Raw genomic sequence first — 25,634 nt, 5'->3', positions numbered from 1 at the left:
CCTGAGATATTGTGCGCTAGAGGTAGGATCGCCGAAAGGCGCGGCGCCGACAGCCGGATCGGCCTGTCCCACTGTGAATAAGAGCCCGATGAACCGTCATTGTCCGCTGGAGCATGCCCTACGGAGAAGGACTGTAGTTCTCTGGACATTCGGCTCCCCTGGCCCCCATCTCAGCCTTCAGGACAAAATTGTCATGGCTGTGTCACCGCATGGAAATGTCCCGAGGCATGAGACCTCGGGGAGGGACGGCCCTTGGGATCACCTGGGTTCCGGAGCTTCTGCTGGTCCAACACATCGCTCAGCCCCCGGTATTCCCCACCGAAATTGTTTTGACTCGACACCGTAGCCCGCGAAAAGATCGTCCATGGAGGAAAAGCGGTAGAAGCTGCGCGACGAACCGGCGTGTCCCCAAAGGGGGTGGCGACGGTCCAATCCCAGTTCCACCGAAGTCCACGGAGATAAACTCAACACGCCGATTGCACCTTTCTCGATGTGCCCAGGATCTCAATGGGGCCCATGCCCGGACGAACACCTTGTGAGGTCGCCCGAAGACTGTCTTTTGCCGATGGACACCTGGGCCTGTCCGGGGAAGTCCCTGCTGGGAAGTGTTTTCTGGCACGGATTGTGCTCAACTCATCGTTAAAGACCATGGAGAGAAAGGGCGACTTATGAAAGTGATTTCCATCCACGAAGCACGGCAACGACGGGCTCAGGCACGTGAACAGGCCATGTATCGGGCCATCGAGCAGGAACAGCATGACTTTAACGCGGCGTGGGAAAAACTCCGAAAACTCCCGCCGCAGCGCATTGTTCAGATCTTCCAAAAAAGCGTCCAATATGGTTTGCTGAATCTCCAAGATCTGCATCGACGCTTTGATTGAGCCCGGTCGAGGAACAGGCTTTGGTTATGGGGTCCACACCGGCCTGATGTCTCTGGGCCGGATTCAAAGGGGGGAAGGCATGGGGCAGAAGGGTTTCAGAGCGGAGCGGGATACCTTGGGAGAAATTCTTGTGCCGGAGGCGGCCTACTATGGCGCGCAGACCCAGCGGGCCATCGAAAACTTTCCCATGAGCGGGCGCCCCATGCCCCGGCCCTTTTTGGAAGCTTTGGCCCTGATCAAGGAGAAAGCCGCAGAAGTTCATGGGGCCCACGGGAGGCTGGACCCGGCTCTGGCGGACGCCGTCTGTCAGGCGGCTCGAGAAGTTCGTGCGGGCAAACACTGGGATCAGTTTCCCATAGATGTTTTTCAGACGGGTTCTGGCACTTCCACCAACATGAACATGAACGAGGTGCTGGCTGGTCGGGCCAACGAAATCCTCACCGGACACCGTGGCGGAAAACACCCGGTTCATCCCAATGACCATGTCAACATGGCCCAGTCGAGCAACGATGTCATTCCAACGGCTCTCCACATTGCGGCCTGGCGTCTCCTTAAAGACGGGACGATCCCAGCCTTGGCCCTTCTCGAGAAAGCCCTTCGAGAAAAGGCGGAAGCCTTTGCGGACGTCATCAAAATCGGACGCACACACGTGCAAGACGCTTTGCCGATCACCCTGGGCCAGGAATTTTCGGGCTACGCTCGACAAGTGGCTTTGGCTGCGGATCGGCTCTGGGCCGTGGAGCCTCGTTTATGCGAGGTGGCTCTGGGCGGGACCGCCGTGGGAACCGGTGTGGGCGTGCCGCCCGGTTTTGTGCACGAGGTGTTGGAGCGGGTCAATGCAGAGACGGGCTGTGTGTTCCGGGAAGCGGTCAACCATTTCGAGGCCCAGAGCGCTCAAGACGCTGTGGTGGAAACCGCCGGCGCATTGAAGACGGTTGCCGTGAGCCTGGGGAAAATCGCCAACGATTTGCGCTGGCTGGCTTCCGGCCCGCGATGCGGTCTCGGAGAAATTCAACTCCCCGCCGTTCAACCGGGGTCCTCCATGATGCCCGGTAAAGTCAACCCCGTGATCCTGGAAGTCGTGCTCCAGGCTGTCGCCCGAGTCATTGGCAACGACACGACGCTGACTCTCGCCGGGCAGGCGGGTATCTTTGAACTCCACATGATGCTCCCCCTTTTGGCGGAAACTTTGTTGGAATCCATTCAACTCGTGACCAATAGTGCTCGCGTGCTGGCGCAAAAGTGCATCCACGGGATCGAGGCGCATCGGGAACGATGCGCCGCCTTTGTGGAGCGGAGTTTGGCCCTGGCGACATACCTGGTGCCGCTGGTGGGGTATGATCGGGCGGCCCAAGTGGCGAAAAAGGCTCACGAGGACGGGACTACCGTCAGGGAAGCCGCTTTGGCTCTCGGTGTGGCATCCCCCGAAGCCGTCGATTCAGTCTTGAGACATCTCAACCCGAGCGGGCAATCCTGACCGTGGTTCTGTCAAAAGCCTGACATGATGACGAGAGAGGGGAGGGGCCCAGCGGCCGCCACAAGGTTTGACTGAAGATGCGAAAGCCCCGGGCAATCGCCATAGGAGCGGACGGCCTCGCGAACCGGGGAGCGCGCGGGAAGGAGTTTCCGCCCGCCCGGCTAGGATGAATGCACCATTGCATCGCCACGTCTTTCGAGATACGGCAGGACAACTTCGCTGTCTCGATGAGGAAGTCGGGAAAGCCCAGCATCGTGATATGGGCCTGACTTTTGCTAACCTCATTGATCTGCAGGGGGAAAGACGCGGCAGGGCATCATCCCGCCCATGAGGTCGGAAAAATTTGCCATAAAGGAGGCAAACCCAGTGGGTATGGCCCTCATTCGAAAAACGATTCCTACCCCCACGTCGGGGACGACATCGTCGGTCAAGCATGCGCCCGCATTGGTTCGAGCCATGGGACAGCGGGTTTTCGAAACCGTGCTTCAGGGAGAAGAGACCACCTCGGCGTCCCCACAATCCATGGGAGAGGAGATGGCACTGATGCAGGCGCCGCCGGCAGGGGACGAGCCTCGGCCGTTGGCAACGGGATTGCGTGGGGCGGATCCCTCAAAACTTCAGGCGGTGATCACAGCGGCCTACCTCAAAGCCTCTGCCTTAGGTTCCGGGACAACTGCATGGAAAAACTCGGGCCTTATCCGCGGGACACTCACGAGAGAAGAAGCTGTTTTCTCGGATGTCGGCGATTCCACCCCTGGGACCTTGAATGCTTTACCCCTTTCGAGGGTGACGTCTCCTGGCACCTTCACCGGCAATTTGGGGAGTCTTGCAGCCCAATTTGAATCGGGCAGCGCAGGTATCGAAGCGGTAGGTTACGATCCCGGAGGTGGAACGTCTTACGGGATGTACCAAATCGCCTCTCGCACCGGCACCATGTCGCGTTTTCTAGACTTCCTGGCGGTGCATGAGCCTCGCTGGGCGGAGCGTCTGAGGGCGGCGGGTCCTGCCGACACGGGAAGCACCCAGGGAGCCATGCCGAGGGTCTGGAAGAGCATTGCCAAAGAAAACCCTGAACGGTTTGCCTCGTTGCAGCAGGCCTTCATTCGTGAGACCCATTATGAGCCTGCTCGGCAGGCTGTAGAAGAGGCCACAGGGATCGACATCAACGCGGCATCCCGGGCTGTGCAGGAGGTGCTGTGGAGCGCAGCCGTGCAGCACGGACCTGGCCGGGCTGCGGACATGTTTATCCGGGCCCTGAGCCGTCAGGGAATGGGAGGGGGAACGGTGGATGAGGCGGCCCTCATCCAATCCGTGTATCAGCATCGAGGGCGAGCGGCTCGGTTCTTTTTAGGAAATCTTCGGGACGCGCTGATGCGCCGGTTCCAGGAGGAAAAAGCCGTCGCCTTGGCCATGCTGCGAGAAGACACTGGCGACCGCTGGGCCTAAGCGGCGGCCGGGACGTTATCTTCTTGCTCTTCTTTCAAAACAGGTGCCTTGACGGGGCGTCCCAGAGGCTTGTTTGAGCCACTAGAGATCAGGGTGACGGATCGGCCGACCGACGGCACGGGGTGGCCCCCGGTCGTCCATGGACGGCGAGGTTCGGGAGCCTTGACGAACCTTTCGAAGGCAAGGATTCACAGCTCCAGGTCAGCGGATGAGGGGTTTCAAAGGATCCCTTGGGACTTCCAAGATTCCTTGAAACGTGAGAGACCGGGCGCCGAGGATTTCAGGTGCCGTGGGACTTCTCGGGGGAACGCCGTTCTCGGCGTTCCCCCTTTTTCTTTCGAGGTTTTGGATTTCGTATGCTCAAGGTGTCGTCGATGGGCCAAGATCTCCTTGGGGATGATAGGCTGCGAGCACTCTTGACACCGATGGGGGTGAGGGGACCGGCACAGGCCGGTCCCATTAGTGGGGTCATGAGGCCAGTTCTGGGAGATTTCGGTAATACTCCAGGGCTTCGGGATTGGCCAACGCGTCTTTGTTTTTCACTTCCTGATTATGAATGACTTTCCGCACGGCCAATTCCACTTTTTTCCCGCTGATAGTGTAGGGGATGTCGGGAATGGCGATGATCTTTGCGGGAACGTGGCGCGGGGTGGTGTTGGTTCGGATGGCGGTCTTGATCCGGTTCACCAAGGCATCGTCCAAGGCACAACCTTCCCGCAGCTTCACAAAGAGGATGACGCGGACATCGTTGTCCCAATCTTGGCCCACCACCAGGCTGTCCAGGATTTCCGGGATGGTTTCCACCTGGCGATAGATTTCGGCTGTCCCGATGCGCACCCCGCCGGGATTGAGCGTAGCGTCTGAACGGCCGTAGATGATGACGCCGCCGTGTTCTGTAATTTCAATGAAATCCCCGTGATGCCACACGCCTGGGAAGGTGGAAAAATACGCATCGCGGTATTTTTGCCCATCCGGATCGTTCCAAAAGTAAATGGGCATGGAAGGTGCCGCCGCCGTGCACACGAGTTCGCCTTTCTGTCCCACGACCGGTTTTCCGTCTTCGTTCCACGCTTCCACTTTCATGCCCAGGCCCCGGCACTGGAGTTCCCCGGCATAGACGGGTCCCATGGGGTTCCCGAGGGCAAAACACGAGATGATGTCTGTGCCGCCTGAAATGGACGACAGACACAGATCCGATTTGATATCCCGGTAAACGTATTCGAAACTTTCGATGGCCAAAGGTGAACCTGTCGACAAAACGGCCTTCAGGGGGCTCAGGTCGTAGGTTTCCTTGGGTTTGACACCGGCCTTTTCAACGGCTGCCAAATATTTGGCGCTCGTCCCAAAGATGGTGATTTTCTCGTCCTGAGCCATCTGCCACATGGCGCCGGGGTCGGGATAGAAGGGAGAGCCGTCGTAAAGGAGCACTCGAGCGCCAAGCATGAGGGAGCTCACCAGCCAGTTCCACATCATCCATCCACACGTGGTGAAGTAGAAGATGGTATCGTCGCGCTTGACATCCGTGTGCAGCCTCAGTTCTTTGTAGTGCTGCACAAGAGTGCCCACGGTGCCGTGAACGATGCATTTGGGGATCCCAGTCGTTCCTGAAGAGTACATGATGTACAGGGGATGATTGGCGGGGACCTGTTCGAAGTCGATGGTCAACCCCGTTTCCTTTGCCATGAAGTCTTCGAGCAAGACGCCCTGGCGCACACGACCGGGATCGGGGTTGGGGTTGATATAGGGAATGACCACCACCTTTTCGATGGTCGGAAGCTCTTTGAGGATCTCACCGATCCGTTCCAGAGAGTCGAAAGTTTTGCCGTTGTACTGGTACCCGTCGGCGGTAAAAAGCACCCGGGGTTGAATCTGCCCGAATCGGTCCAAAACCCCCTTGATGCCGAAATCCGGTGAGCACGACGACCACACGGCACCCACGCTTGTGGCGGCCAGCATGGCCACAACGGTTTCCGTCATGTTGGGGACAAATCCGGCAATGCGATCGCCGGGGCGGATCCCCATGGCTTTCAAGGAGGCCGCCAAGCGTGCGACACGATCGTAGAGCTGGGCGTAAGTCGTGTGCACCGTCGGTCGCCCCTCGCCTTTGAAACTGAGGGCGATGCGGTCGTCTCGATATCGCAGCAGGTTTTCCGCAAAATTCAGTTGCGCGCCTTCAAACCATCGGGCTCCCGGCAGCTTCGTGACATCGTCAACCACCTCCCGATAGGTGCGGCTCACCGAAAAGCCCGCATAATCCCAAAGGGTTGCCCAAAACGTTGGGATTTCCTGAATGGACCACTGGTACAAGTCGTCGTAGGTGCGAAAGGTCGTGCCGTGCTTTTCGTTCACATGCTGGAGGAATTGATACATGTTGGTGCTGCGGATGCGCTCTTCGCTGGGTTGCCAAAGCAGTCGACTCATGAAAGCCTCCGTTCCCATAGTAGGTGGACAATCCCCAGATGCCCGGAAATCCTTCCATCCGCACGCCATCGGCTGAGAAGGGAAAGCGAGATCAGAGGCTGAGGCCTGGTCACGGGAAGACGAGGAGCGACGGCCACGAATAGAAGAGCGTCCGCATGCTATCAGGTTTTGGATGTGAACAAAAGTTTAAAATGCGCAAACATCTTCCGACGGTTTAAAGTTCGGGTGGCCCGGCCGGGATGAGGCAGATGAAGCGCAAGGGCTTATCGGAGGTATTTTTGATTTGGTGCTCCACATTCGGCGGGATGAACACGGCGTCCCCTTGTGTGATCGGGACCCATTGTCCTTCCGTGTAGGCGCTGCCATGACCTTCATGGACAAAGATTTCGTGTTCCCAGTCGTGGGCATGGAAGGGGGTGTGGCCGCCCGGGTTGATTTCGAACATGCGCATGCAGAATTTATGGGCGCCATCCTTCGCTCCGATGAGCACACGGCCGGTGACGCCTCGAGCGGCGTCGTTATCAAAGAAGGTACCGGGAATGTCTTTGGAGGAGTGAATCTTCATGGTCAAGTCTCCTATAAGTAGTGTGGGTCGCCCGGACGTGTGGACCAGGCGGTTTGCGGTTGGTTAGGTTGTCCGGGCCACGGCGTCGGGGACCAGGTCGTCATGGTCCGTGCGCTATGAGCGCGACAAGGAGACTGACCCCTCGGCGCCCGGCCCGGAGCTTTGATTGCAACCTGCGGCACGACCGCGCAATTCAGGAGGCGAAGCGGGGCCGGCGCGTTGGAGGATTTCCCTCGCAGGTGGTAACAGTTTGCACATGGAGGTATGCGATGAATGGAGACAAACTGTGCGTGGGTCTGGACGTATCGAACGCGAAGATCGACGCCTCCTTTGTCGACCGTGAGGGGCGCACAGTGCGCCAACCTTCGACCTACGTGAACGATCAGCAGGGATGGACAGAGCTGCGGGCTGCCATCGTGTCGGCCAGTGCTCTGGTCGGCCCGAAGGCGCAGGTGGTCTGCGGTATGGAGTCCACCTCGAACATGCACAAGCGCTTGGAGCAGGCCCTGCGTGGCGAGAAGCGGCGCCAGGTCGAGGTGCACGTGCTCAACCCGCGGGCGGTCAAACACTTCGGCAAGGCACTGCTCAAGGACGCCAAGACCGACCGCCTGGACAGTCATCTCATTGCGCTGTTCCTGCTGCGGATGCAGCCCAAGGCGCAGGCCGTCCAGCCCGAGCTGTTCGAGGAGCTCAAGGAGGCCACGCGCACGCGGCGTCGTCTCGTCGAAGAGCGCACCGACCACAAGAACCGGCTCCACAAGCTGCTGCGCTACCACCTGCCGGGCTACCGGAAGGTGCTGGGCATCCAGACGTTTTCCAAGCGCCTGCTGGTCGTGCTTGCCGAGTTTGGCTCGCCGCACCTGTTGATCGAGCGCAGCGTCGAGGATCTGGCCGCGATGCGCTACGGCCCCAGGCACCGCGTGGGCACGGCCTTCGCTGAAAAGCTCCACGCCCTGGCGGCAGAGGCACCCTGTGCTGAGCTTGCCAAGGTCACGCGTATGCTCGTGCAGATGACGGCGCGGCGGATTCTCGACCTGGATGCCCTGCTCGTGGAAATTGATGGTGCCATTTCCGAACTGCTCGAGCGGGTCTTTCCCGACCAGGTGCTGACGTCCATCCCGGGGATCGGCGCGGTGTCGGCGGCGGCGATTCTCGCCGAGGTGGGCGACATCGCACGCTTTGAGACGAAGAGCGACTTCGTGGGCTACTGCGGTCTGTACCCGATTGTGTGGGAGAGCGGCGAGGCGAAGCGCCGCTATCGCATGACGTACAAGGGCAACCGGATGCTGAAGATGACGCTGCTGGTGGCCTCGGCGGCCGCCCGGCAGTACAACCCGGTCATCGGAAGCTTCTACGAGCGGTTGCGGGCCCGCGGCAAGACCAAGAAGGCCGCCGGGGGTGCCATCGCACGCAAGCTGGCGGAGCTGGTGTTCACATTGCTGGTCCGCAACGAGCCGTGGTCGGCCCACAAGGCGATGCGCGGCATGCGCAAAGCCGCCGCCATGGTCAAGGCCGCGTAGAAACAGGTTGCGGGCGCTCCATGCCCCATTGGAGAAATCCTGACGCGCCGTAAAGGCCCGCAGGCGTACTCGAGGTCCCGGACCGCCCGCTTTTCTAGGATAGCACCCTATCAGTGGCGAGGCAACCTGGAGCCCGGAGCCCCCGCCGGAGGCACCCGTATGCCCATCGCCCGCGCTAATGGCGGCTCGTCGCGCACAGATCGTGTCAAGGGCGGCAAAGCCGGCGAGCGCAGCGAGCGCACCCTTGACGCGGGCGAGCACGACGAGACGATCCGTGCCGCGATGGGCCGGCGGCTCGCAGGCGCGGGCATTCGCCAGCACAGGAGTCAGCCCACACAGGCGATGTCGCTTCAGGGTTGACATCCCTTATTGCATCTCCTTGGAGTGAGATAGAGTCTGGTCTGAACCGGCTGGATCCCGTTTTTCGAGACCGTTGCCCCAGACACCTTGTTTGGTGTTGGCGAGGGGCCCGTGGCACCTGGCCCCTCAACAAAGAGAGGGACCGCCGGAAAACGGTCCGCCCGATTTAAGACGTTTTTCATGAGTGTGGCAAGGAATTGTTGGGAAAGCGGAGGCGGCGCTGGACCGGGCAGTCTGGCCGTGTCCTTTGACGTCGGACGATTCCATCATCCTACGGTGCGCGCCCATCCAGGCTCATCGGCGGGTGTTTGACCTGCGCCGACCCTACTGATCCTCCCGTGGTTTTGCGTGCGGTGACTTCGGCGAAGAGGAAATGACCATGAGCCGGTTTTTCGGTCTACGGACCCCTTGGGTGGTTCGGCACGTTCACGTGAACATGCCATGGCCCATGTTGTCCAAATATCTCGACGTGATTCGTGAAGAAAAGCTCCATCTGGAATTGGGTTTTACTGCAGAAGATTTGGATCGGATGGATTGGAAAGTCTTCGAGGGGACCATTGCGGTTCTCAAGTCTTGGGGCTGCCGGCTGACCCTCCACGGTCCCTTTTGGGAATTGTGTCTTGGGAGCTGCGACCCCTTGATTCGCCAGGTTACCCTTTTGAGGTGGCATCAAATCCTGGACGTGGCGGCTCGGGTTGGACCGGTCCACGTGGTGTGCCACACGGGCTATGATCCTCGGCATCACCGAGAACAACGGCGGGCATGGGTCGAGCGGGCGTTGGCGGCCCTGGAACCTTTCGTAAATCGGGCCGAACGGCAGAAGACCCCTCTATGTTTGGAAAACGTGTGGGAAGAAGACCCTGCCCTTCACCAGGAAATCTTTTCTCGGCTGGAATCCCCCTTTTTGGGATTTTGCCTCGACGTGGGGCATCAACACGCCTTTTCCCGAACGAGTCTTGCGGAGTGGCTGGACGCTTTGAGCGGTCGTCTTTTGGAACTTCACCTTCACGATAACGATGGGAGCCGGGACGCCCATCTGCCGGTCGGCATGGGCACCATCAATTTTGCGCTCCTTTTTGACACCCTGCTTCGCAAAAGACGTCAACCGTTGCTTACCGTTGAACCGCATTCAAAGGAACACCTCGTGAAAACCCTGGTCGCTCTGGACAAAGTCCTGCCAGAAACCTGGGGGCTCTGAATGAAAAAGACGGCTCGTTTTCGGACTGTGTGCAGAGTCGTTATCCTGCGTCAACTGGGGAGGGGGCGTCTTCTCTGGCACCGGGGATGGCACCCACGTGAGCTTGTGAGGCTCCGTGCCGTGCCGGGTGTGGGGTAATCACGGATAAGCCTAAAAGGAGGGTGTGATGGCGATTGTCGAAGTCAGTGTGGTCCCGTTGGGCACGGGAGAGACCAGCCTGAGCGCCTATGTGGCCGGGGCGGTGGAGATTCTGCAGGCCAGCGGTCTCTCTTACGAATTGACAGCTATGGGAACCATCATCTATGGAGATCTGGACAAGATCCTGGAGACCATAAGAGCGATGCATGAGAGCTGCTTTCACAAAGGCGTGCAGCGGGTCCTGACGCAGATCAAGATCGACGATCGACGGGACCGAGTCAGCTCGCCGGAGGCTAAGGTGCGTTCCGTTTTAGAAAAAATGGGGCAGCCGTTTTCACGGCACCCCGACACAGCGTGAGGAAGACATGCAGGAACTCGTGTATTACCTTGTCAAAAATCTAGTAGATCAACCCGAGAAGGTGGTTTTGGAAGAGAAGAGCAGTGGGGATACGGTGCTTTTGGAGTTATCCGTGGCACCGGAGGATATGGGTAAGGTGATCGGCAAGAGCGGCAAGACCATCGAGGCGTTGAGGGCCATCGTGCAACTGGCGGCGAGCAGTACCGGGAAAAAGTGTCGTTTGGAAGTTCTCGGGTGATGGCACTGAGGGCGGCAATGCGAAGAACCCTTTGTGAAGACGCGGAGGAGAGGGGATGACCACACATCATAGGGAATTGAAGGTGGAAGAGCTTCGAGCGAGCGTCGATCCGAACGCTTTTCCCTTTGAGCACACAGGGGTTCTTACCCCCTTGGAAGAGGGCGTGGTCGGTCAGGAAAGGGCCATTGATGCCATCAAGTTCGGCATGGGAATGAAAGAGAAAGGATACAATATCTTCATTGCCGGTCCCGCCAAGGCCGGACTCACGTACATCGCCAGAACTTTTTTGGAAGAACAGGCGAAGAAAGAGCCCACCCCGCCCGATTGGTGTTATGTTTACAATTTCAAACAACCCGACGAGCCCAAAAGCCTTCGATTGTCGCCCGGACGTGGCAAAGAACTCAAAAAAGACATGGAGTCCCTTATTCAAACGCTGCAGGCCAAGATTCCCGAGGTGTTCGACAGCGACGACTATCGGGCTAAGGAAGCGGAAGTCCACCAGGGGTTCGAGCGGCGTCGTCGGCAGATTATCGACGAGCTGTCTGAGATGGCCAGAGAGGAAGGCTTCATCCTCCAGTTTTCTCAAGTGGGCATGGTCATTATCCCGGCCAACAAAGAAGGCCAGCCCATGAGCCAAGAGGAGCTCAGCGAGCTCACCGATGAGGAAAAGAAGGCTCTGAGGGAGAAAAGCGATGAGCTCCAGGAGAAAATGAAAGCGGCCATCAAGCGCATTCGTCAGGCCGAAGCTGAATTCAAAGAAAAGCATGCCAAACTGGACAATGAAATCGCCATGTTCGTCGTCGGGCAGCTTCTTGAGCATTACTTGGAAAAATACGAGGACGAACCGGCCGTCCTGGAATATTTCAAGGCCGTACAGGAAGACATTCTCGAGAATATCGAAGAGTTCAAGAAAAAGCCCGAAGGCCAACAACAGATGGGACCTTTTCCCATGCCGCCTCGGGAAGCCGCCATGCGAAAGTACGACGTCAACGTGCTCATTGACAATTCGGAGACCCAAGGGGCGCCGGTGGTCATTGAATCCAACCCGGCCTATCCCAATCTTTTTGGAAGCATCGAAAGGCAAGCCTGGTTCGGGGCCCTATTCACGGACTTTACCATGATCAAACCTGGCGCCTTGCATCGGGCCAACGGCGGCTACTTGGTCATGAAGGCCTTAGATCTCTTGAAATGGTATCTCTCGTGGGAAGCCATCAAACGGGCGCTGCGCGACGGGGTGATCAAAATCGAGGATTTGGGCGAGCTGTACGGGATTTTCAGCACGCGCACCATCCGCCCCGAGCCCATTCCCTTGGACGTCAAGATCGTCCTGACGGGCGATCCCTACTTGTACTATCTCCTCTATATCTACGACGATCGGTTCCAAAAGCTTTTTAAAGTCAAAGCGCATTTGGACAACCAGATGGATCGCAAAGAAGATACCGTTTTCCAATGCGCCCGCATGATCAGCCGGTTCTGTGAAGAAAACAAGATCCGGCACTTGGATCGGTCCGGCGTTGCCCGCGTGCTGGAATACAGCATGGAAGTCACCGGGGACCAGGACAAGCTCAGTTTGGAGCTTGGGGATATCAGCGATCTGCTCCGTGAAGCCAATTATTTCGCGGCTTTGGATAACGCGGCCTTCATTGGGTCGAAGCACGTGCACCAAGCCGTGGAAAAGCGCATCTATCGATCCAATCTCATTGAAGAGCGTGTCAAGGAGCTGGTCAAGAAGGACATCTTCTGGGTAGAGACGACTGGGGCCAAGGTCGGCCAGGTGAACGGATTGTCGGTCCTCATGACGGGTGACCATGAGTTCGGGAAGCCCAACCGGATTACCGCCACGGTGTCTGTGGGCCGAGAGGGTGTCGTGGCCATCGAGCGGGAATCCAAGCTGAGTGGGAACATCCATACCAAGGGTGTCATGATCCTCACGAGCTTTCTCAAGGAGCGGTTCGCCCACAACAAACCCATCTCCTTGACGGCCACGCTATGCTTCGAACAGAGCTACGGCATGGTGGAGGGCGACAGTGCGTCGAGCACGGAGCTGTACGCGATCCTGAGCGCCCTGTCCGGCGTGCCCATCAAACAGGGGATTGCCGTGACCGGTTCGGTGAGTCAGAAGGGAGAGATCCAGCCGGTGGGTGGTGTGACCCAAAAAATCGAGGCCTTCTATGATATTTGCGCGCACAAAGGATTGACGGGCGATCAAGGCGTCATCATTCCTGAGAAGAACGTGCGCAACCTCATGTTGAAACAAGCGGTGGTGGATGCGGTGAGGGAGGGACGATTCCACATTTGGCCGGTGAGCCGCATCGAGGAAGGCATTGAGATTCTTACGGGCGTTCCCGCCGGTGAAATGCAGCCCGACGGCACCTACCCGGAAGGGACCATTTTTCGGAAGGCCGATGACCGGTTGAAGGAAATCGCGGAAATCGTGAAGAAATTTGGTAAAGACGAAAACGGTGCGGGACGCTCCTCGGAGGACACCGGCGGAGGGGGTTGCCCCTCGTGTGACCGCTAGGGACGTTACCAAAAAATGCTCCTTGGGCCGGACATGTTCCGGCCTTTTTTCATCGAGGAGGGCACATGGGTGAAAAAAAACGTTCAACCTCATCCCTGATCATGGTCTTGGCCGTCGGTGTCGCCCTGATCGCCATGTCGGCCGCGGTCCCTGGGGCGCACGCCGGGACGAGAAACCTGATTGTCTTTGTGGCCGACGGAGCGGGTGGAGCCCATACGACCCTGGCACGTTGGGTGTCGGCGACCCGAAGCCTTCCCGTGGACACAATGAAGGTCTTTCTCGTGAGGACCTACGGGGCGGACTCCATGGTGACCGATTCAGCCCCTGCAGCCACGGCCTTTGCCACGGGTTTCAAGACCAGCGACAAGTTCATCGGCGTCTTCCCGGGGCCGGTGACGATGCCCGGGGTTTCCGCCGTACCCGGGGACATGCAACAGAAACCCGCGGCCACCGTCCTAGAAGGCGCGAAACTCATGGGCAAAGCGACGGGCCTTGTGGCGACATCCAATATTCAACATGCGACGCCTGCCGCCTATTCAGCCCACTGGCCCGATCGAAACGACGACAACGAGATCGCCGAACAGCAGGTTTATCAGGATATCGATGTGGTTCTGGGCGGTGGCAGAAAATACCTGATTCCGAAGGCCCAGGGCGGCACGCGCACAGACGGCGAGGATCTCCTTGAGGTTCTCAAGGATCGGGGCTACACGATCGTCCACACCCGACAACAGCTACAGGAGACTCAGGCCCAAAAGATCTGGGGCCTTTTTGCCGATGACGCCCTGCAGCGGGATATCGACCGAGCGGTTTTCGCCCCCGATGAACCCTCCCTCGCCGAAATGACGGCGAAAGCCATCGAAATCCTCGCTCGTCATCCCGGTGGTTTTTTCCTTTTCGTGGAAGGAAGCCAGGTGGATTGGTCATCTCATGGGAACGATCCGGTGGGCGTCGTTACGGAGCTTTTGGCGTTCCATCAAGCCGTCGGTGTGGCTTTGGATTTCGCCCGGAAACACATGGACACGGCCGTCTTGGTCTTTTCCGACCATGGCACTGGGGGGTTGAGTTTAGGCAACGGTATGACGGACACCACGTATTCGCAGCTTCCCTTCGAGACCATGGTAACCCCGCTGCAACGGGCCACCTTGACCGCCGAGGGGTTGGCGAAGAAAATCGGGGATAACCGCACGGAATCCCATATCCGAGAGGTTTTCAGACAGTATTGGGGGCTTGACGATTTGACCGCCGATGAGGTGGCGCACATTCAAAACTATGGCGGACGGTATCTCAGCAATGCCATCGCGCCCGTGATGAGTGTGCGGTGCCGAGTCGGGTGGACAACCCATGGGCACACGGGAGAGGACGTCATCTTGTATAGCCATGGACTGGAAATGCCCACGGGGACGGTGGAAAACACAGAGATCGCCCACGCGTGCGCCCGATGGATGGGGTTTCGGCTGGAGGATGTGAACGCGAAGCTCTTCCGGCCTGTGGACGAGGTGGCCGCCGAGCTGGGTGGAAGCGCCTCCATCGATCGGTCGGATCCTCAAAATCCCGTTCTGGTCATCGAAAAAGCGGGAGAATGGCAGGCACGTTTTCCGTTTTCCAAGGATGTGATGATCGTGGACGGCAAGGTCCATCGGCTGATGGCGCCGACCGTCTACGCGCCCAATACGGGCAAGGTTTACCTCACCACGGAAAAAGAAAAATAATCCTCCACGCCCCCGTGACCATGGCTGGTCCATCCAAGGACCAAAGGGGCGGCGCTGTGCATGATGCTATGACCTGAATCCGTGAGATTGCCCTTCGCCATAAAACGATCTTACGGCAGCTGTTCTAACGCTCTTTTGTCCCATCGGACTTTCTGCCACATCTTCACCCGGCAGGGGGCATCGATTCAGCTTTCTGAAGCTCAGCCCTCGACGTCTCGTTCCACGGATTCAGGGTTATCGTCATGCCGAAGGACATCCAGGGAACTGTTGTCCTTGTCGGGGCGTCCCCGTAGGTGCCCTGACAGAGGGCACGGGTATGATGCCATGGACCGCACCGATTCAGGGCAGGCACAGGACCTGCCTCCACGTTGTCGTCGCCCGATGTTCGGCATCGATTCAAAACCATGTCCACATCACAATATACCCATGGCGGCGGTTGGACGTCGAACGATATGAACTTTCAGGGTCTTGCAGGACGTCCAGCATTTTGTCCGTCCGTGAGGTTAGCCATGGTGGGGATGAGTGAGGGGTGCTGTGCCTCCTTTTCTCCTGAAAGAAACGGCACGCCTTGCCCCGTATCCCTAAAAGTCCTTGTGGAGGCGGCTTCGTGTTTGGGCGCACTGCCTAGCGTACAGTTCAGACAAAAGACCAAAGAAGACAGTCTCGGGATCTTTTTCAGTATCAATCACTACATGGCTGGGGCTTGGAAAAGCGTCATCCATAGGTTCGAAAGCTTGGAGAAAATGGGGTAGGTGGTGCGCCCGGGCGTCGGAAAGACCGGGCTTCCCCGTCCTTGCGGCAAGGCGCTGTTCCAAGATCTCCCTTGAGCATCGGCATTCTGCAAAAATCACGTTGGCATCATGGTCCATGGCCAACCGCTCAGCTTCCTCCCTCCATTTCTTTTCGGCGAAAGTGGCATCAAGGACAACGGAGCGCCGCTCTTTGATTATTGCATGAGCTTGGTTTAAAAGATGCCCGTACACCAGCCGGCGCCGCTCCTTAAGGTATAGCCCGGCGCCGTATTCCAGCTTTTCCGGTTCGGGTCCAAGGGACGCGAAGAATAACTCGCGTCGGATGCTGTCCGACTGGAACAGAGGGATATGGAAGGCTTGGGCGAGACGCGTGGCATGGAAGGATTTTCCGGATGCGGGAAGGCCGCAGAACACGTACAGGGTAGGACGGGTCATCGTGACCGCATAGGTGTAGGCAAGATCAAGATACCGAACGGCCTGATGGCGGCATCCTGAAGGTTCCGGTTCGCTGGGATCTCGGCCCTCGATTTCGGTCAACTCATAAAATCGCAGGCACGCCACCTTGACGCGCACCATGGCTCGATAACAGGCATAGAAATCCAGGACTCGATAGAGGGAGGGATCCTGAGCCTTACAGACATAGGCGCTCAGGACCATGAGGCTTTGCGAGAAAGCGCCCTGAGCATCCAAGTCCATGTGGAGAAAGGCGAGGTCGGCGGCGGCGTCGCCGAATCGGAACCGGTCGTTGAACTCGATGGCGTCGATGATCTGGATGCCATCGTCCAACAAATACACGTGGTCTGTTCTCAGATCCCCATGGCCGTCGCAGATTCGGTCGGCGTTGAGGCGGTCATGAAAGAGGTCTTGATGACTTTCCATAAAAGCCTTGTTCACATTCCGAACAAGATGCCACTTTTCTGGGTCCAAGAGGCGGTCGACGAAAGGCTCGGTCTGCTCGAAGTTTTCCATGACATTTCGGGAGATGACGGCCGTGGAGCCGAAACGGCGGATGTCAGCGTTTCTTTCGGCGTGGGCATACAGGACCGCCAGGCGTTGCCCCAGCTCCTGCCACAGGAATTCAGGCGCGTTCTGCGAGATTAAAAGAGCCTGAAGGCTCCGCTCCATAGGGAGTTGTTTCATCACGACGGCGCATTCCACCAGAGATCCCTCCGGGGCGTCCAGCGACAGAGATCCTGAATCGTCCCGACGGATCGCCGCCACCCTCTCATAGATTCCATGACTGAAGCGCCGATTGAGGAGCACCTCACGGTGACAGAAATAACAGCGGGATTCGAGGTCGCTGAAATCGAGGAAACCGAAATTGACTGGTTTTTTGAGCTTGTAGACCCAGTTTCCGGTGAGAAACACGGCGGAAATGTGGGTATCGATTCGATGGATTGTCGTCACAGGGTGAGGGTAGAAATCAGGGAGAGAAAAAGCATGGCACACCTCTTCAAATTCGGCCAGGGCGTCTTCCATAGCGGCGCGATCCCCATGGGCCGTGTGGGGCCTTACAATGTCCTCTCGATAAATGCATAAGCGCTGTGGTTGTGGATGGATTCGAAGTTTTCCACATCCACCTGAAACCACACGATATTGGGGTTCTTTTTTAACCGATAGGCCACATCTCTCACCACGTCTTCCACAAACTTGGGGTTTTCGTAGCCTTTTTCTGTCACATACTTCTCATCCGGCCTCTTGAGCAAAGAATACACTTCGCAGGATGCGGCTTCTTCCACAATGCGGATGAGGTCTTCAATCCACATGAATTTCTTAAAACGCACGGCGAGCCGTGCCATCCCCCGCTGATTATGGGCGCCGTGCTCCGAGATTTCCCGAGAGCATGGGCACACCGTGGTGATGGGCACATTGACCTCGACCACGAGATCAAAACCGTTCTGACCGCTCAAAGATCCATTCACGCGGCATAGATATTCCATCAGACCCGATGTTCCTGTCACCGGGGAGAGCTTTTCGATGAAATAGGGGAAGCTGATCTCCAGGTGCGCGGATTGGGCGTTCAACCTGGACTGCATTGCTTCCAAAATTTTGGAGAATTCCCGGATGTCCAGATGTCCGTAGAATTCGTTCAAGATTTCCACAAAACGGCTCATGTGGGTGCCTTTGAATTCCCGTGGCAGATTGACATACATGTTAATGCTCGCCACGGTGTGCTGCACCCCGTTCTTCTTATCCATGACGGTCAGGGGGTAGCGGATGTTCTTGACTCCCACCTTGTCCACATGGATGTTCCGGTGGTCGAAAAGGTTTTGAACGTCAATCATGGTGACATTGGTTTGTCCGGTGCCGGCTGCTGACGGCTCAGATTTTCCGCAATGGCTTCCATGGCTTTCCGGGTGGATTCCCCGATGCGTTCGGCGAACACTCCGGCGCAATCCGCCTCGATAATATTTTCATCGAACGGGATGAACCCGAGAAAGGTGAACCCGTTGAGATTTTCCAAAAGGAAGGCTCGGTCTTTGTCATGACGAATTTTGTTGCCCACCACGTAAACATTCGCGATACCGATGTCCGCCGCGAGTTGTTTGACTTTCAGTGCCGTTTCAATGCTGCGGCGGCCTGGTTCCACGACGATGATCAGGGCGTTGACGGCCTTTGACGTCCCCCGGCCCAGGTGCTCGATCCCGGCCTCCATGTCCATAATGACCACTTCATCCCGCCGAAGGATGAGGTGATGCACGAGGTTTTTGAGGAGGACGCTTTCCGGACAGACGCATCCTGTTCCTCCCTTTTTGACGCCTCCCATGATCATGAGTCGGATGCCAGGACCTGAGGGCACGGCAATCTTTTCGGGCAGGTCGTCCACTTTGGGGTTCATTTTGAAGAAACCGCCGAAACTGCCGGGTACGGATTCAGTCCGTTCGGCAATCAGTGCCTTCATTTGAGACAGAGGCGTAATCGAGGCGGCATCGGCCACCCCCAAAGCATGGCCGAGATTGGCATCCGGATCGGCATCGATGGCCAAAACCGATTTCCCGTGGTCTGCAAACCATCGTGCCAGGAAAGTCGAAAGCGTTGTCTTGCCCACACCGCCCTTACCGCTCACTGCAATCTTCACAGGCGCTTCCTCCGGTCTTTTCCAGCGTTCCGAAACCATCCACGTCGCATAGCCCTTTTAATACGTCCTAATGGGGCTGACAACCCTTAATGAGGTCGGGAGGACTTTAACTCAGCGCCTGAGGATTTCCTCGGAGCCTCAATGAGGTGAATCCCCAGCCAACGCCCATTGAGACATCAAAGAATCGTTGATGCGATGTGTAATTCTTGTTACAAAATTTGCAACCGTGGTGCCGTCCCAAATGGGAGAGCCACCGATGCCGGAGAGGAATCCCGTGTGTCCCGACCGCCTTTGAAATCTCGCCCAACAGCGGGAAGGACGAAGGCTGCACGGCCTGATCGGAAGCTCACGTGAAAGAGTTCTTGAGGAGGAGCAGACGCGTATTGGCCCGCTGATCCTATCCCGCTGACAGCAGCCCGGAGCAGGACACCTTTGGAAACGAGACCGCCCGGCTTGGAGGAGTCGGTGAGGGCGGAAGGGGCTTAGCGGTTTTCAGGCTCGTGATCCGTCTTGAGACCAAGTGAAATCTTTTCCGAACAATCATCACGGTTCGGGTTTTTTGAAAGGTCGTCTAGGGATTCTTTCAGGTACCGCGCACGGGGAGAATCATGGAAGTCCAACTAATCCAAGCCCTCGAGCACATGAGAGAAATGGTCGTTTATTACGACACGGGCTTTCATATCAAGTGGCTCAACCAAGCGGCGATTCGGTGGTCGGGGAAAACCCCCACCGATGTTCTGGGTCGACGTTGCTACGAGGTTTTTTACGGGCAAGCGGCACCATGCGCCGGTTGTGTCGTCCATAGGGTGATCCTCACGGGAATGGCCGTCAGCACGGAACATCGTACGATGGATGGGAGATTCTGGGCCGTGCGCGCCTATCCGGTCCACTCGGACGAAGGGGTTTTGTCCGGAGTCATGGAAATCTCTTTGGATCTGAGCCAGGTGAAGGCGGTTCTAAGCGCTCTCAGGGAGCAAGAAAGGCGCTACACCGCTGTCGTTCAAAATATCAAGGACGGCATCTGCGTTGTGGAATCGGATTCCTGGCAGATCCTGGAAACCAATCCCGCCTTTGTCGCTTTGGTGGGTTCGGGGAGCGAGCTGCCTGCGGGTTTGACATTTTTGGATTTGGTGATGGCAGACAGACAGTCCCTGCACCGGCAGCTCTCGGAAGCCATGCGCGACAACGCAGGAAAAATGCTTGAAACTCAATTGAAAGCCCTCGATGGGCGCATCCTGGACGTGGAGCTGACCCTGAATCCTCTGATTCTGCAGGGGAAAACGGCGATTGTCATGGTCTGCCGGGATGTTCACGAACGCCGCGCCGCCCTGACCGAGCGCCTGCGGGCTCAGAAGCTGGAATCCCTGGCTGTGATGGCCCAAGGGATAGCCCACGATTTCAACAACATCCTTTCGGGTGTCGTTGGGAACCTCTCATTGGCGAAAATCGACGCCGATCCGGAAAGCCGTCTGTATGATCGGCTCTGCGCCGCGGAGAAGGCGTGCAGTCGAGCTGAAGAAATCACCCGAAGGCTTTTAAGCTTCGCCGATGGAGGCGGCCTGAAACGAAGCTCAATCACGACAAATAATTTTATCACGCATCATCTCATGCCGGCGTTGACCGCTCTGAAGGTGCCCATTTTTACGAACCTCTCCCACATCTTGCCAAACTTATCCATTGATGCAGAGCTTTTGACACAGGCTCTTGTGGATTTGGCTTCGGACATTTTTATTCATCGGGGGGCAAAAGGGATTCATCTGGAAGTGAGAAGCGATTCTAAAGATAACCTTCAGGGGGCTGTGGACACGTGCCGCTGTCCGATGGTCTGCATTGCGCTCAGTGCTCCGGAAGTTCGTTTTACGCTCGGGGAATTGGAGCGCCTCTTTGATCCCTACGCACTGAGAAATTTTGCGGTGGGGAAAGGCTTGAAGGTGTGTGGCGCTTACGCCGTGATTCGCCGGCATGGCGGCCATATCCTCGCGTGTTCTGACGAGGCATTGGGCACGCGGCTCGTTGTGCGGCTCCCCTCAGAAGTGCCGTTGACCGCTGCAGAGGATGCCGTGCAAGGGCCTCACGGTGTGTCCCGCCTTTACGCAGGCCGAATTCTCATCATGGATGATGAGCAAATCGTTCGAGAAACCTTGGGGGAAATTCTTCGGCTCAAAGGGTTCGATGTGACATTGGCTGCCGACGGCCGTGAAGCCGTGGAGTTGTACGGAGCGCACATGATCAACGGTGAGCGCTTCGATGCGGTGATTCTCGATCTGACCTTACGCGGAGGATCGGGGGCCGTGGAAGTTTTGCAAGAACTGAAGCGTCTGGACCCGGATGTCCGGGCTTTCGTGGCCAGCGGGTATGCCTTTGACCCCGTGATCGTGGACTATCACCGCTACGGCTTCTGCGGGGTGGCCATCAAACCTTTCGAATACGATTCCTTGGCGGTGCGCATTCACCAAGTCATCGCATCGAAAGGAGCTTAAACATCTTCGGCCCGGGCCGAAAATGCCGGACTTTCGTGGTAAATTTTGTCCAGCACACCATTGATGAAGGCGCCCGATTCTTGGGATCCGAAGCGCTTGGCCAACTCGATGGCTTCGTTGATGGACACCCGGGGTGGGATGTCATCCCGATAGAGCATCTCGTAAAGGGCAATGCGCAGGATGTTGCGATCCACGGGAGACATCCGGTCAAGGCGCCAGTGTTCGGACGCGGAGGCCAGGTGCTGATCAATGTCCTGCCGATGCGCACTGACGCCGTCTACGAGGATCTTGGCAAACGCTCGGGGTTCCTTCGGCAGTTCGAAGCATTCGCACGCCAATTCGAAGGCGCGGTCCGGCGCCATCCGGTTAAGGTCCATCTGGTAGAGCACCTGAAGGGCCATTTCTCGGGCTTGTCGACGTGTTCCCATAGGGCTTTTTACATGACTTTCATGAGATTCGCCATTTCCACTGCCGCCATGGCGGCTTCGAAGCCCTTGTTCCCCGCTTTGGATCCCGCGCGTTCAATGGCCTGTTCCAAGGTGTCCGTCGTGAGGACCCCGAAGGTCACAGGCACGGAAGTTTCCAAGGACACTGTGGCGATCCCCTTGGCCACTTCATTGGCGACGTAATCAAAATGAGGCGTCGCCCCTCGAATGACGGCCCCGAGGCAGATTACGGCGTCAAAGCGGCCGCTGGAAGCCAGCTTCTTGGCGGCCAGCGGAATTTCGTACGCCCCCGGTACCCGGAATACCTCGATGCGCTCCTCACTGGCTCCGGTTCTCTTGAGGGCGTCTAAGGCGCCGCCCAATAGCCGTTCACAGATGAAGTCGTTGAAACGGCTGACCACGATCCCAAACGCCAGACCTTCGGAGCGCAATAGGCCTTCATGCACTTTCATGCTCAACCCCTTCTGATGTGAAGCACTGGAGAACGTGACCCATTTTTCGACACTTGGTCTTCAGATAATGAAAGTTGCATTCGTTGGGTTCGATTTCGATAGGAACCCTTTCCGTCACGGTGATGCCATACCCCTGAAGGCCGACGATTTTCTTTGGGTTGTTCGTCATCAGGCGCATCTTGCGCACCCCCAAATCCACGAGAATCTGGGCGCCGATTCCGTAGTCGCGAAGATCGGCTTTGAATCCCAAAGCTTCGTTGGCTTCTACGGTGTCGTATCCCTGTTCCTGAAGGGCATAGGCCTTCAGCTTATTGACCAGCCCGATGCCTCGCCCCTCATGGTTCCTTATGTAGAGCAGCACACCCCGGCCTTCCCGGTTGATTTGCCGCATGGCCGCCCGCAGCTGATCGCCGCAGTCGCACCGAAGAGAACCGAACACGTCTCCGGTGAGACATTCGGAATGGACGCGCACCAGGACCTCATCGCCCGGACCGAAGGATCCTTTGACCAAGGCCAGGTGGGTAAACTCATCGATGGCGTTTCTGTACGCGATCACTCGGAAATCTTCACCGTATTTGCTGGGGAGCTTGGCTTCCGCGACCCGTTGCACAAAGCTTTCGGTGCGCATGCGGTATTCGATGAGATCGGCGATGGTGACGATCTTGAGGTCGTGTTCGGCGGCGAATTTTTCAAGGTCCGGCATGCGGGCCATGGTGCCGTCGTCTTTCATGATTTCACAGATCACGCCCGCGGGTTTCAAACCGGCGAGCCGGGCCAGGTCCACGGACCCTTCCGTCTGGCCGGTGCGCACAAGAACGCCGCCCTTTCTTGCCCGAAGAGGAAACACGTGTCCCGGACTGACCAAGTCCTCGGGTTTCGCATCATCAGCGACGGCCGTCAAAATGGTGTGGGCCCGGTCCGCGGCGCTGATTCCTGTGGTCACACCTGTTCGAGCCTCGATGGAGACGGTGAACGCCGTCCCGAAAGATGACTTGTTATGCTGTACCATCATGGGAAGCTGCAGCCGATCCACCCACTCCGGGGTGAGCGCGAGGCAGATCAGGCCGCGACCGTATTTGGCCATGAAATTGATGGCTTCCGGGGTGACCTTTTCGGCGGCGATGCAAAGATCGCCTTCATTTTCCCGATCTTCATCGTCGACCAAAATGACCATCTTGCCCTGGCGGATGTCCTCCAGGGCCTCAGGAATCGTTGCCAGTGGCATGAGAAAACTCCCTTCACCTCAAAGATGGAGGAGACTTTGTATCCTCCGCCTTCAACCGACCCGAAAGATTTGGGCGATGAGACGCGTGACCTATAACACGGTGGGTGATGAGACTCAAGACGGCTTTCCTTCAGAGGAAGCCGTGCTCTTTTAGGAAGGCGGCGTCCAAGCCCCCGGGTTTGGCCTTCGAATCGCCGGGAGGGGCCTTTGTCCAGGCGTGCAGCATCTTTTGCACATATTTGGCGATGATGTCCGTCTCAATGTTGACGTGGTCTCCCGGGGCCAGCATTCCCAGTGTGGTGACGTCCGCGGTGTGGGGAATCACGTTCACATCGAACCGGCCGGGTGCGCACCCGTTGACCGTGAGGCTGACGCCGTTGACGGCGATGGAACCCTTCGGGACGATGAAGAGGGAAAGGTCTTCCGGCACACTGAAGTAGAATCGCCAGGATCGGCCTTCCATCTTCTTTTGCAGAAGGGTGCCGACGCCGTCCACGTGGCCCTGCATGAGGTGGCCTCCGAGACGATCGCCGAGCCTCAGGGCCCGCTCCAGGTTGACCGTCGAGCCCGGGCTTTTGGTTCCGAGCGTGGTTTTGGACAGAGTCTCTGCAGACACATCCACGGTGAAAACGGCACCGTCAAAAGCGACCACGGTGAGGCACGCCCCGTCCACGGCAATGCTTTCGCCGAGCGACATATCCGGATAAAGCCGTTCCGATCGAAGCACCATTCGGCCATCCACGCCCTGGCGCTCCACGCGCAACACTGTCCCCCGGCATTCCACGAGTCCGGTAAACATCAAGAAAACCTCGGATTTTCTCCCTCGTCGTTCTCCCACATCATCTGCGGCGGTCCTTCAGTACAATTCGGGATGAAATCGCCCGGAGATCAAGACATCGTCGTCAAACCGCCGCACCCGGCAATCATAAAGGGGCACCGCATCGCTCATGAAAGGCCGCGGCCCGCCCTGAAACATGGGCACTCCGAGTGCATCGCCCAGGATTTTCGGGGCAAAAAAAATATGGACGTTATCGGCTAGGGCTTCTTGGAGGAACGCCCCGTGGATGCGCGCTCCGCCCTCCACCAAAACACTGGTGACGGCACGCCGTCCCAGCTCATCCAAAACGGCGCCCAAATTCACGCCGGTTTCTTCTGGCGCCGGAAAGGTCATGACTTCCACACCGTGAGCGGCGAGGCGTTCTCTGGCCGTTTTCGGCGCGTTTTCTCCGCACGCCAAGAAAACCGGGCTCTGCTGAGCGGTTTGAACCAGTTGAGACGCCAAGGGCAGCCGTCCGTGGGTGTCCAAGATGACCCGCAGCGGTTGACGGCGGGGTCCTTTCCTCAAACGGGCCGTCAGAAGTGGGTCGTCGGCCACGGCCGTGCCGATACCCACGAGGACCGCATCGGAAGTGGCGCGCAAGTAATGGGTGAAGCGGCGTGACTTTTCGTTGCTCACCCAGCGGGAATCCCCTGTTCGGGTGGCGATGCGCCCGTCCAACGTGGCGGCGCATTTGAGGGTGACATAGGGGCGTCCTCGGGTGACCCACTTGATGAACGGCTGATTCAGCAGGCGGCATTCGCGTTCCAGCACACCCCACATGACCGACATTCCGGCCTGCTGGAGCCTATGGCCTCCGCCCCCCGCCACCTTCGGATTGGGATCGGCCATGCCGATGACCACCCGGGTGATCCCCGCCTGGATGATGGCCTCGGTACACGGGGGTGTGCGGCCGTAGTGGTTGCACGGCTCTAGAGTCACGTAAAGAGTCGCCCCTCGCGCCGCCTCCGCCGCCTCCCGCAAGGCATGTACTTCTGCATGCGGGCCTCCAAGGCGCAGGTGATATCCTTCGCCGACGATGCGCCCGTCTCGGACCACCACGGCGCCGACGATGGGGTTGGGACTCGTGTGGCCGAATCCCCTCCGAGCCAGCCGGATGGCCCGGCGCATAAAATATTCGTCGTGCGGCAAGGATTTGTTCATGAGCTTCTCAAACCCTGAGGGACCGTGTATGGGGGCGGGGAGGTCCCCTGCGTTGTCCGCGCCGTCCGTGTGGAACCATTGTCGTCGAGACACGGAAAATCTCGTTCCGCCCGTCGTTCCGCCGGCACCGTCTCCGGCAGACAAAATCATGGGACAAGATCTCTGCCGCCTCCCCCTTGAGCTCCTTCGGTGGAAGGACTTGGCCGGCCGGCTCCTCCACATCTCGTCGGCCGAAGGTTCTTGAACAATGGGCATCCGCCTCTTATGCGAGCTTCCGCATCTTGGACAAAATCGCCGGGGTCTACCCTGGATCTTGTTTACGGTTCAGCCAGACCGGTGATGGGGTTTGGTCAGCGAGAAGGTCCCTATAGGGAAACGCCTCCTGCT

General features: G+C 57.9%; 21 protein-coding genes. 11 read left to right on the top strand and 10 right to left on the bottom strand.

The features are described 5' to 3' along the window. The first annotated feature begins 668 nt into the window (after nucleotides 1-668). From ACZ5K9_RS03405 to ACZ5K9_RS03395, 3 genes are all read left to right on the top strand, one after another. Nucleotides 669-881, top strand: a complete 213-nt coding sequence (locus tag ACZ5K9_RS03405) for a hypothetical protein (RefSeq protein ID WP_464273017.1) — start codon at nucleotides 669-671, stop codon at nucleotides 879-881. Nucleotides 882-960: 79 nt separating this feature from the next. After that, the gene (locus tag ACZ5K9_RS03400) at nucleotides 961-2,358 is read left to right on the top strand and encodes a class II fumarate hydratase (RefSeq protein WP_464273016.1); all 1,398 of its coding nucleotides are present in this window, start codon (nucleotides 961-963) and stop codon (nucleotides 2,356-2,358) included. Between the two features lie 372 nt (nucleotides 2,359-2,730). Next, nucleotides 2,731-3,804 carry a VgrG-related protein gene (locus ACZ5K9_RS03395; protein ID WP_464273928.1) on the top strand — a complete coding sequence of 358 codons (1,074 nt, stop codon included), beginning with the start codon at nucleotides 2,731-2,733 and terminating at the stop codon, nucleotides 3,802-3,804. 468 nt (nucleotides 3,805-4,272) lie between these two features. Here ACZ5K9_RS03395 and ACZ5K9_RS03390 read toward each other — a convergent pair whose 3' ends face one another. Together ACZ5K9_RS03390 and ACZ5K9_RS03385 are read right to left on the bottom strand one after the other, a co-directional pair. Further along, on the bottom strand, nucleotides 4,273-6,225 hold the full coding sequence (locus ACZ5K9_RS03390; protein WP_464273015.1) for an acetoacetate--CoA ligase: 1,953 nt from the start codon (nucleotides 6,223-6,225) through the stop codon (nucleotides 4,273-4,275). Nucleotides 6,226-6,439: 214 nt separating this feature from the next. Next, nucleotides 6,440-6,790: a cupin domain-containing protein gene (locus tag ACZ5K9_RS03385; protein WP_464273014.1), complete on the bottom strand. Its 351-nt coding sequence runs from the start codon at nucleotides 6,788-6,790 to the stop codon at nucleotides 6,440-6,442. Between the two features lie 269 nt (nucleotides 6,791-7,059). Here ACZ5K9_RS03385 and ACZ5K9_RS03380 point away from each other — a divergent pair, with 269 nt between their 5' ends. From ACZ5K9_RS03380 to ACZ5K9_RS03350, 7 genes are all read left to right on the top strand, one after another. Beyond that, nucleotides 7,060-8,310: an IS110 family RNA-guided transposase gene (locus ACZ5K9_RS03380; protein WP_464271267.1), complete on the top strand. Its 1,251-nt coding sequence runs from the start codon at nucleotides 7,060-7,062 to the stop codon at nucleotides 8,308-8,310. Nucleotides 8,311-8,469: 159 nt separating this feature from the next. After that, complete coding sequence (locus ACZ5K9_RS03375; RefSeq protein WP_464272490.1) at nucleotides 8,470-8,670, top strand: hypothetical protein; 201 nt, start codon at nucleotides 8,470-8,472, stop codon at nucleotides 8,668-8,670. Nucleotides 8,671-9,049: 379 nt separating this feature from the next. Then, on the top strand, nucleotides 9,050-9,868 hold the full coding sequence (locus ACZ5K9_RS03370; RefSeq protein WP_464273013.1) for a sugar phosphate isomerase/epimerase family protein: 819 nt from the start codon (nucleotides 9,050-9,052) through the stop codon (nucleotides 9,866-9,868). Between the two features lie 166 nt (nucleotides 9,869-10,034). Further along, nucleotides 10,035-10,364: an MTH1187 family thiamine-binding protein gene (locus ACZ5K9_RS03365; RefSeq protein ID WP_464273012.1), complete on the top strand. Its 330-nt coding sequence runs from the start codon at nucleotides 10,035-10,037 to the stop codon at nucleotides 10,362-10,364. Nucleotides 10,365-10,371: 7 nt separating this feature from the next. Then, the gene (locus ACZ5K9_RS03360) at nucleotides 10,372-10,602 is read left to right on the top strand and encodes a KH domain-containing protein (protein WP_464273011.1); all 231 of its coding nucleotides are present in this window, start codon (nucleotides 10,372-10,374) and stop codon (nucleotides 10,600-10,602) included. A 55-nt stretch (nucleotides 10,603-10,657) separates the two neighbouring features. Beyond that, nucleotides 10,658-13,123, top strand: a complete 2,466-nt coding sequence (locus tag ACZ5K9_RS03355; RefSeq protein ID WP_464273010.1) for a Lon protease family protein — start codon at nucleotides 10,658-10,660, stop codon at nucleotides 13,121-13,123. Nucleotides 13,124-13,188: 65 nt separating this feature from the next. Beyond that, nucleotides 13,189-14,832, top strand: a complete 1,644-nt coding sequence (locus tag ACZ5K9_RS03350) for an alkaline phosphatase (RefSeq protein WP_464273009.1) — start codon at nucleotides 13,189-13,191, stop codon at nucleotides 14,830-14,832. A gap of 581 nt (nucleotides 14,833-15,413) precedes the next feature. On the opposite strand, the gene ACZ5K9_RS03345 is transcribed toward ACZ5K9_RS03350, so the two are convergent. From ACZ5K9_RS03345 to ACZ5K9_RS03335, 3 genes are read right to left on the bottom strand one after another with little or no spacing between them, the layout of a single operon-like run. Further along, a complete protein-coding gene (locus ACZ5K9_RS03345; RefSeq protein ID WP_464273008.1) occupies nucleotides 15,414-17,063 on the bottom strand; it encodes a bifunctional aminoglycoside phosphotransferase/ATP-binding protein in 1,650 nt (549 codons plus the stop codon). A 32-nt stretch (nucleotides 17,064-17,095) separates the two neighbouring features. Then, the gene (folE2, locus tag ACZ5K9_RS03340; RefSeq protein WP_464273007.1) at nucleotides 17,096-17,869 is read right to left on the bottom strand and encodes a GTP cyclohydrolase FolE2; all 774 of its coding nucleotides are present in this window, start codon (nucleotides 17,867-17,869) and stop codon (nucleotides 17,096-17,098) included. Beyond that, nucleotides 17,866-18,663, bottom strand: a complete 798-nt coding sequence (locus tag ACZ5K9_RS03335) for an ATP-binding protein (protein WP_464273006.1) — start codon at nucleotides 18,661-18,663, stop codon at nucleotides 17,866-17,868. The genes folE2 and ACZ5K9_RS03335 overlap by 4 nt, the downstream gene beginning before the upstream one ends. A 608-nt stretch (nucleotides 18,664-19,271) precedes the next feature. On the opposite strand from ACZ5K9_RS03335, the gene ACZ5K9_RS03330 reads away from it, so the two are divergent. Next, nucleotides 19,272-21,143, top strand: coding sequence for a PAS domain-containing protein (locus tag ACZ5K9_RS03330; protein ID WP_464273005.1), 1,872 nt, complete (start codon nucleotides 19,272-19,274; stop codon nucleotides 21,141-21,143). Here ACZ5K9_RS03330 and nusB read toward each other — a convergent pair. The 5 genes from nusB to ribD form a co-directional block, all read right to left on the bottom strand. Further along, nucleotides 21,140-21,571, bottom strand: a complete 432-nt coding sequence (nusB, locus tag ACZ5K9_RS03325) for a transcription antitermination factor NusB (protein WP_464273004.1) — start codon at nucleotides 21,569-21,571, stop codon at nucleotides 21,140-21,142. The two genes, ACZ5K9_RS03330 and nusB, sit on opposite strands and share 4 nt — an antisense overlap. Before the next feature lie 8 nt (nucleotides 21,572-21,579). Further along, a complete protein-coding gene (ribH, locus tag ACZ5K9_RS03320; RefSeq protein ID WP_464273003.1) occupies nucleotides 21,580-22,041 on the bottom strand; it encodes a 6,7-dimethyl-8-ribityllumazine synthase in 462 nt (153 codons plus the stop codon). Further along, nucleotides 22,028-23,266: a bifunctional 3,4-dihydroxy-2-butanone-4-phosphate synthase/GTP cyclohydrolase II gene (locus ACZ5K9_RS03315; RefSeq protein WP_464273002.1), complete on the bottom strand. Its 1,239-nt coding sequence runs from the start codon at nucleotides 23,264-23,266 to the stop codon at nucleotides 22,028-22,030. The genes ribH and ACZ5K9_RS03315 overlap by 14 nt, the downstream gene beginning before the upstream one ends. 130 nt (nucleotides 23,267-23,396) lie before the next feature. Next, nucleotides 23,397-24,065, bottom strand: a complete 669-nt coding sequence (locus ACZ5K9_RS03310; protein ID WP_464273001.1) for a riboflavin synthase — start codon at nucleotides 24,063-24,065, stop codon at nucleotides 23,397-23,399. Nucleotides 24,066-24,122: 57 nt separating this feature from the next. Further along, the gene (ribD, locus tag ACZ5K9_RS03305) at nucleotides 24,123-25,340 is read right to left on the bottom strand and encodes a bifunctional diaminohydroxyphosphoribosylaminopyrimidine deaminase/5-amino-6-(5-phosphoribosylamino)uracil reductase RibD (RefSeq protein WP_464273000.1); all 1,218 of its coding nucleotides are present in this window, start codon (nucleotides 25,338-25,340) and stop codon (nucleotides 24,123-24,125) included. Nucleotides 25,341-25,634 lie beyond the last annotated feature (294 nt).

The organism is Desulfosoma profundi (assembly GCF_055387865.1).
This window is presented reverse-complemented; position numbering and strand designations above follow the sequence as displayed.

Coding starts and splice junctions, on each gene's coding strand:
- ACZ5K9_RS03405 (WP_464273017.1), top strand. CDS start 669: ATGAAAGTGATTTCCATCCACGAAGCACGGCAACGACGGGCTCAGGCA.
- ACZ5K9_RS03400 (WP_464273016.1), top strand. CDS start 961: ATGGGGCAGAAGGGTTTCAGAGCGGAGCGGGATACCTTGGGAGAAATT.
- ACZ5K9_RS03395 (WP_464273928.1), top strand. CDS start 2,731: ATGGCCCTCATTCGAAAAACGATTCCTACCCCCACGTCGGGGACGACA.
- ACZ5K9_RS03390 (WP_464273015.1), bottom strand. CDS start 6,225: ATGAGTCGACTGCTTTGGCAACCCAGCGAAGAGCGCATCCGCAGCACC.
- ACZ5K9_RS03385 (WP_464273014.1), bottom strand. CDS start 6,790: ATGAAGATTCACTCCTCCAAAGACATTCCCGGTACCTTCTTTGATAAC.
- ACZ5K9_RS03380 (WP_464271267.1), top strand. CDS start 7,060: ATGAATGGAGACAAACTGTGCGTGGGTCTGGACGTATCGAACGCGAAG.
- ACZ5K9_RS03375 (WP_464272490.1), top strand. CDS start 8,470: ATGCCCATCGCCCGCGCTAATGGCGGCTCGTCGCGCACAGATCGTGTC.
- ACZ5K9_RS03370 (WP_464273013.1), top strand. CDS start 9,050: ATGAGCCGGTTTTTCGGTCTACGGACCCCTTGGGTGGTTCGGCACGTT.
- ACZ5K9_RS03365 (WP_464273012.1), top strand. CDS start 10,035: ATGGCGATTGTCGAAGTCAGTGTGGTCCCGTTGGGCACGGGAGAGACC.
- ACZ5K9_RS03360 (WP_464273011.1), top strand. CDS start 10,372: ATGCAGGAACTCGTGTATTACCTTGTCAAAAATCTAGTAGATCAACCC.
- ACZ5K9_RS03355 (WP_464273010.1), top strand. CDS start 10,658: ATGACCACACATCATAGGGAATTGAAGGTGGAAGAGCTTCGAGCGAGC.
- ACZ5K9_RS03350 (WP_464273009.1), top strand. CDS start 13,189: ATGGGTGAAAAAAAACGTTCAACCTCATCCCTGATCATGGTCTTGGCC.
- ACZ5K9_RS03345 (WP_464273008.1), bottom strand. CDS start 17,063: ATGGAAGACGCCCTGGCCGAATTTGAAGAGGTGTGCCATGCTTTTTCT.
- folE2 (WP_464273007.1), bottom strand. CDS start 17,869: ATGATTGACGTTCAAAACCTTTTCGACCACCGGAACATCCATGTGGAC.
- ACZ5K9_RS03330 (WP_464273005.1), top strand. CDS start 19,272: ATGGAAGTCCAACTAATCCAAGCCCTCGAGCACATGAGAGAAATGGTC.
- nusB (WP_464273004.1), bottom strand. CDS start 21,571: ATGGGAACACGTCGACAAGCCCGAGAAATGGCCCTTCAGGTGCTCTAC.
- ribH (WP_464273003.1), bottom strand. CDS start 22,041: ATGAAAGTGCATGAAGGCCTATTGCGCTCCGAAGGTCTGGCGTTTGGG.
- ACZ5K9_RS03315 (WP_464273002.1), bottom strand. CDS start 23,266: ATGCCACTGGCAACGATTCCTGAGGCCCTGGAGGACATCCGCCAGGGC.
- ACZ5K9_RS03310 (WP_464273001.1), bottom strand. CDS start 24,065: ATGTTTACCGGACTCGTGGAATGCCGGGGGACAGTGTTGCGCGTGGAG.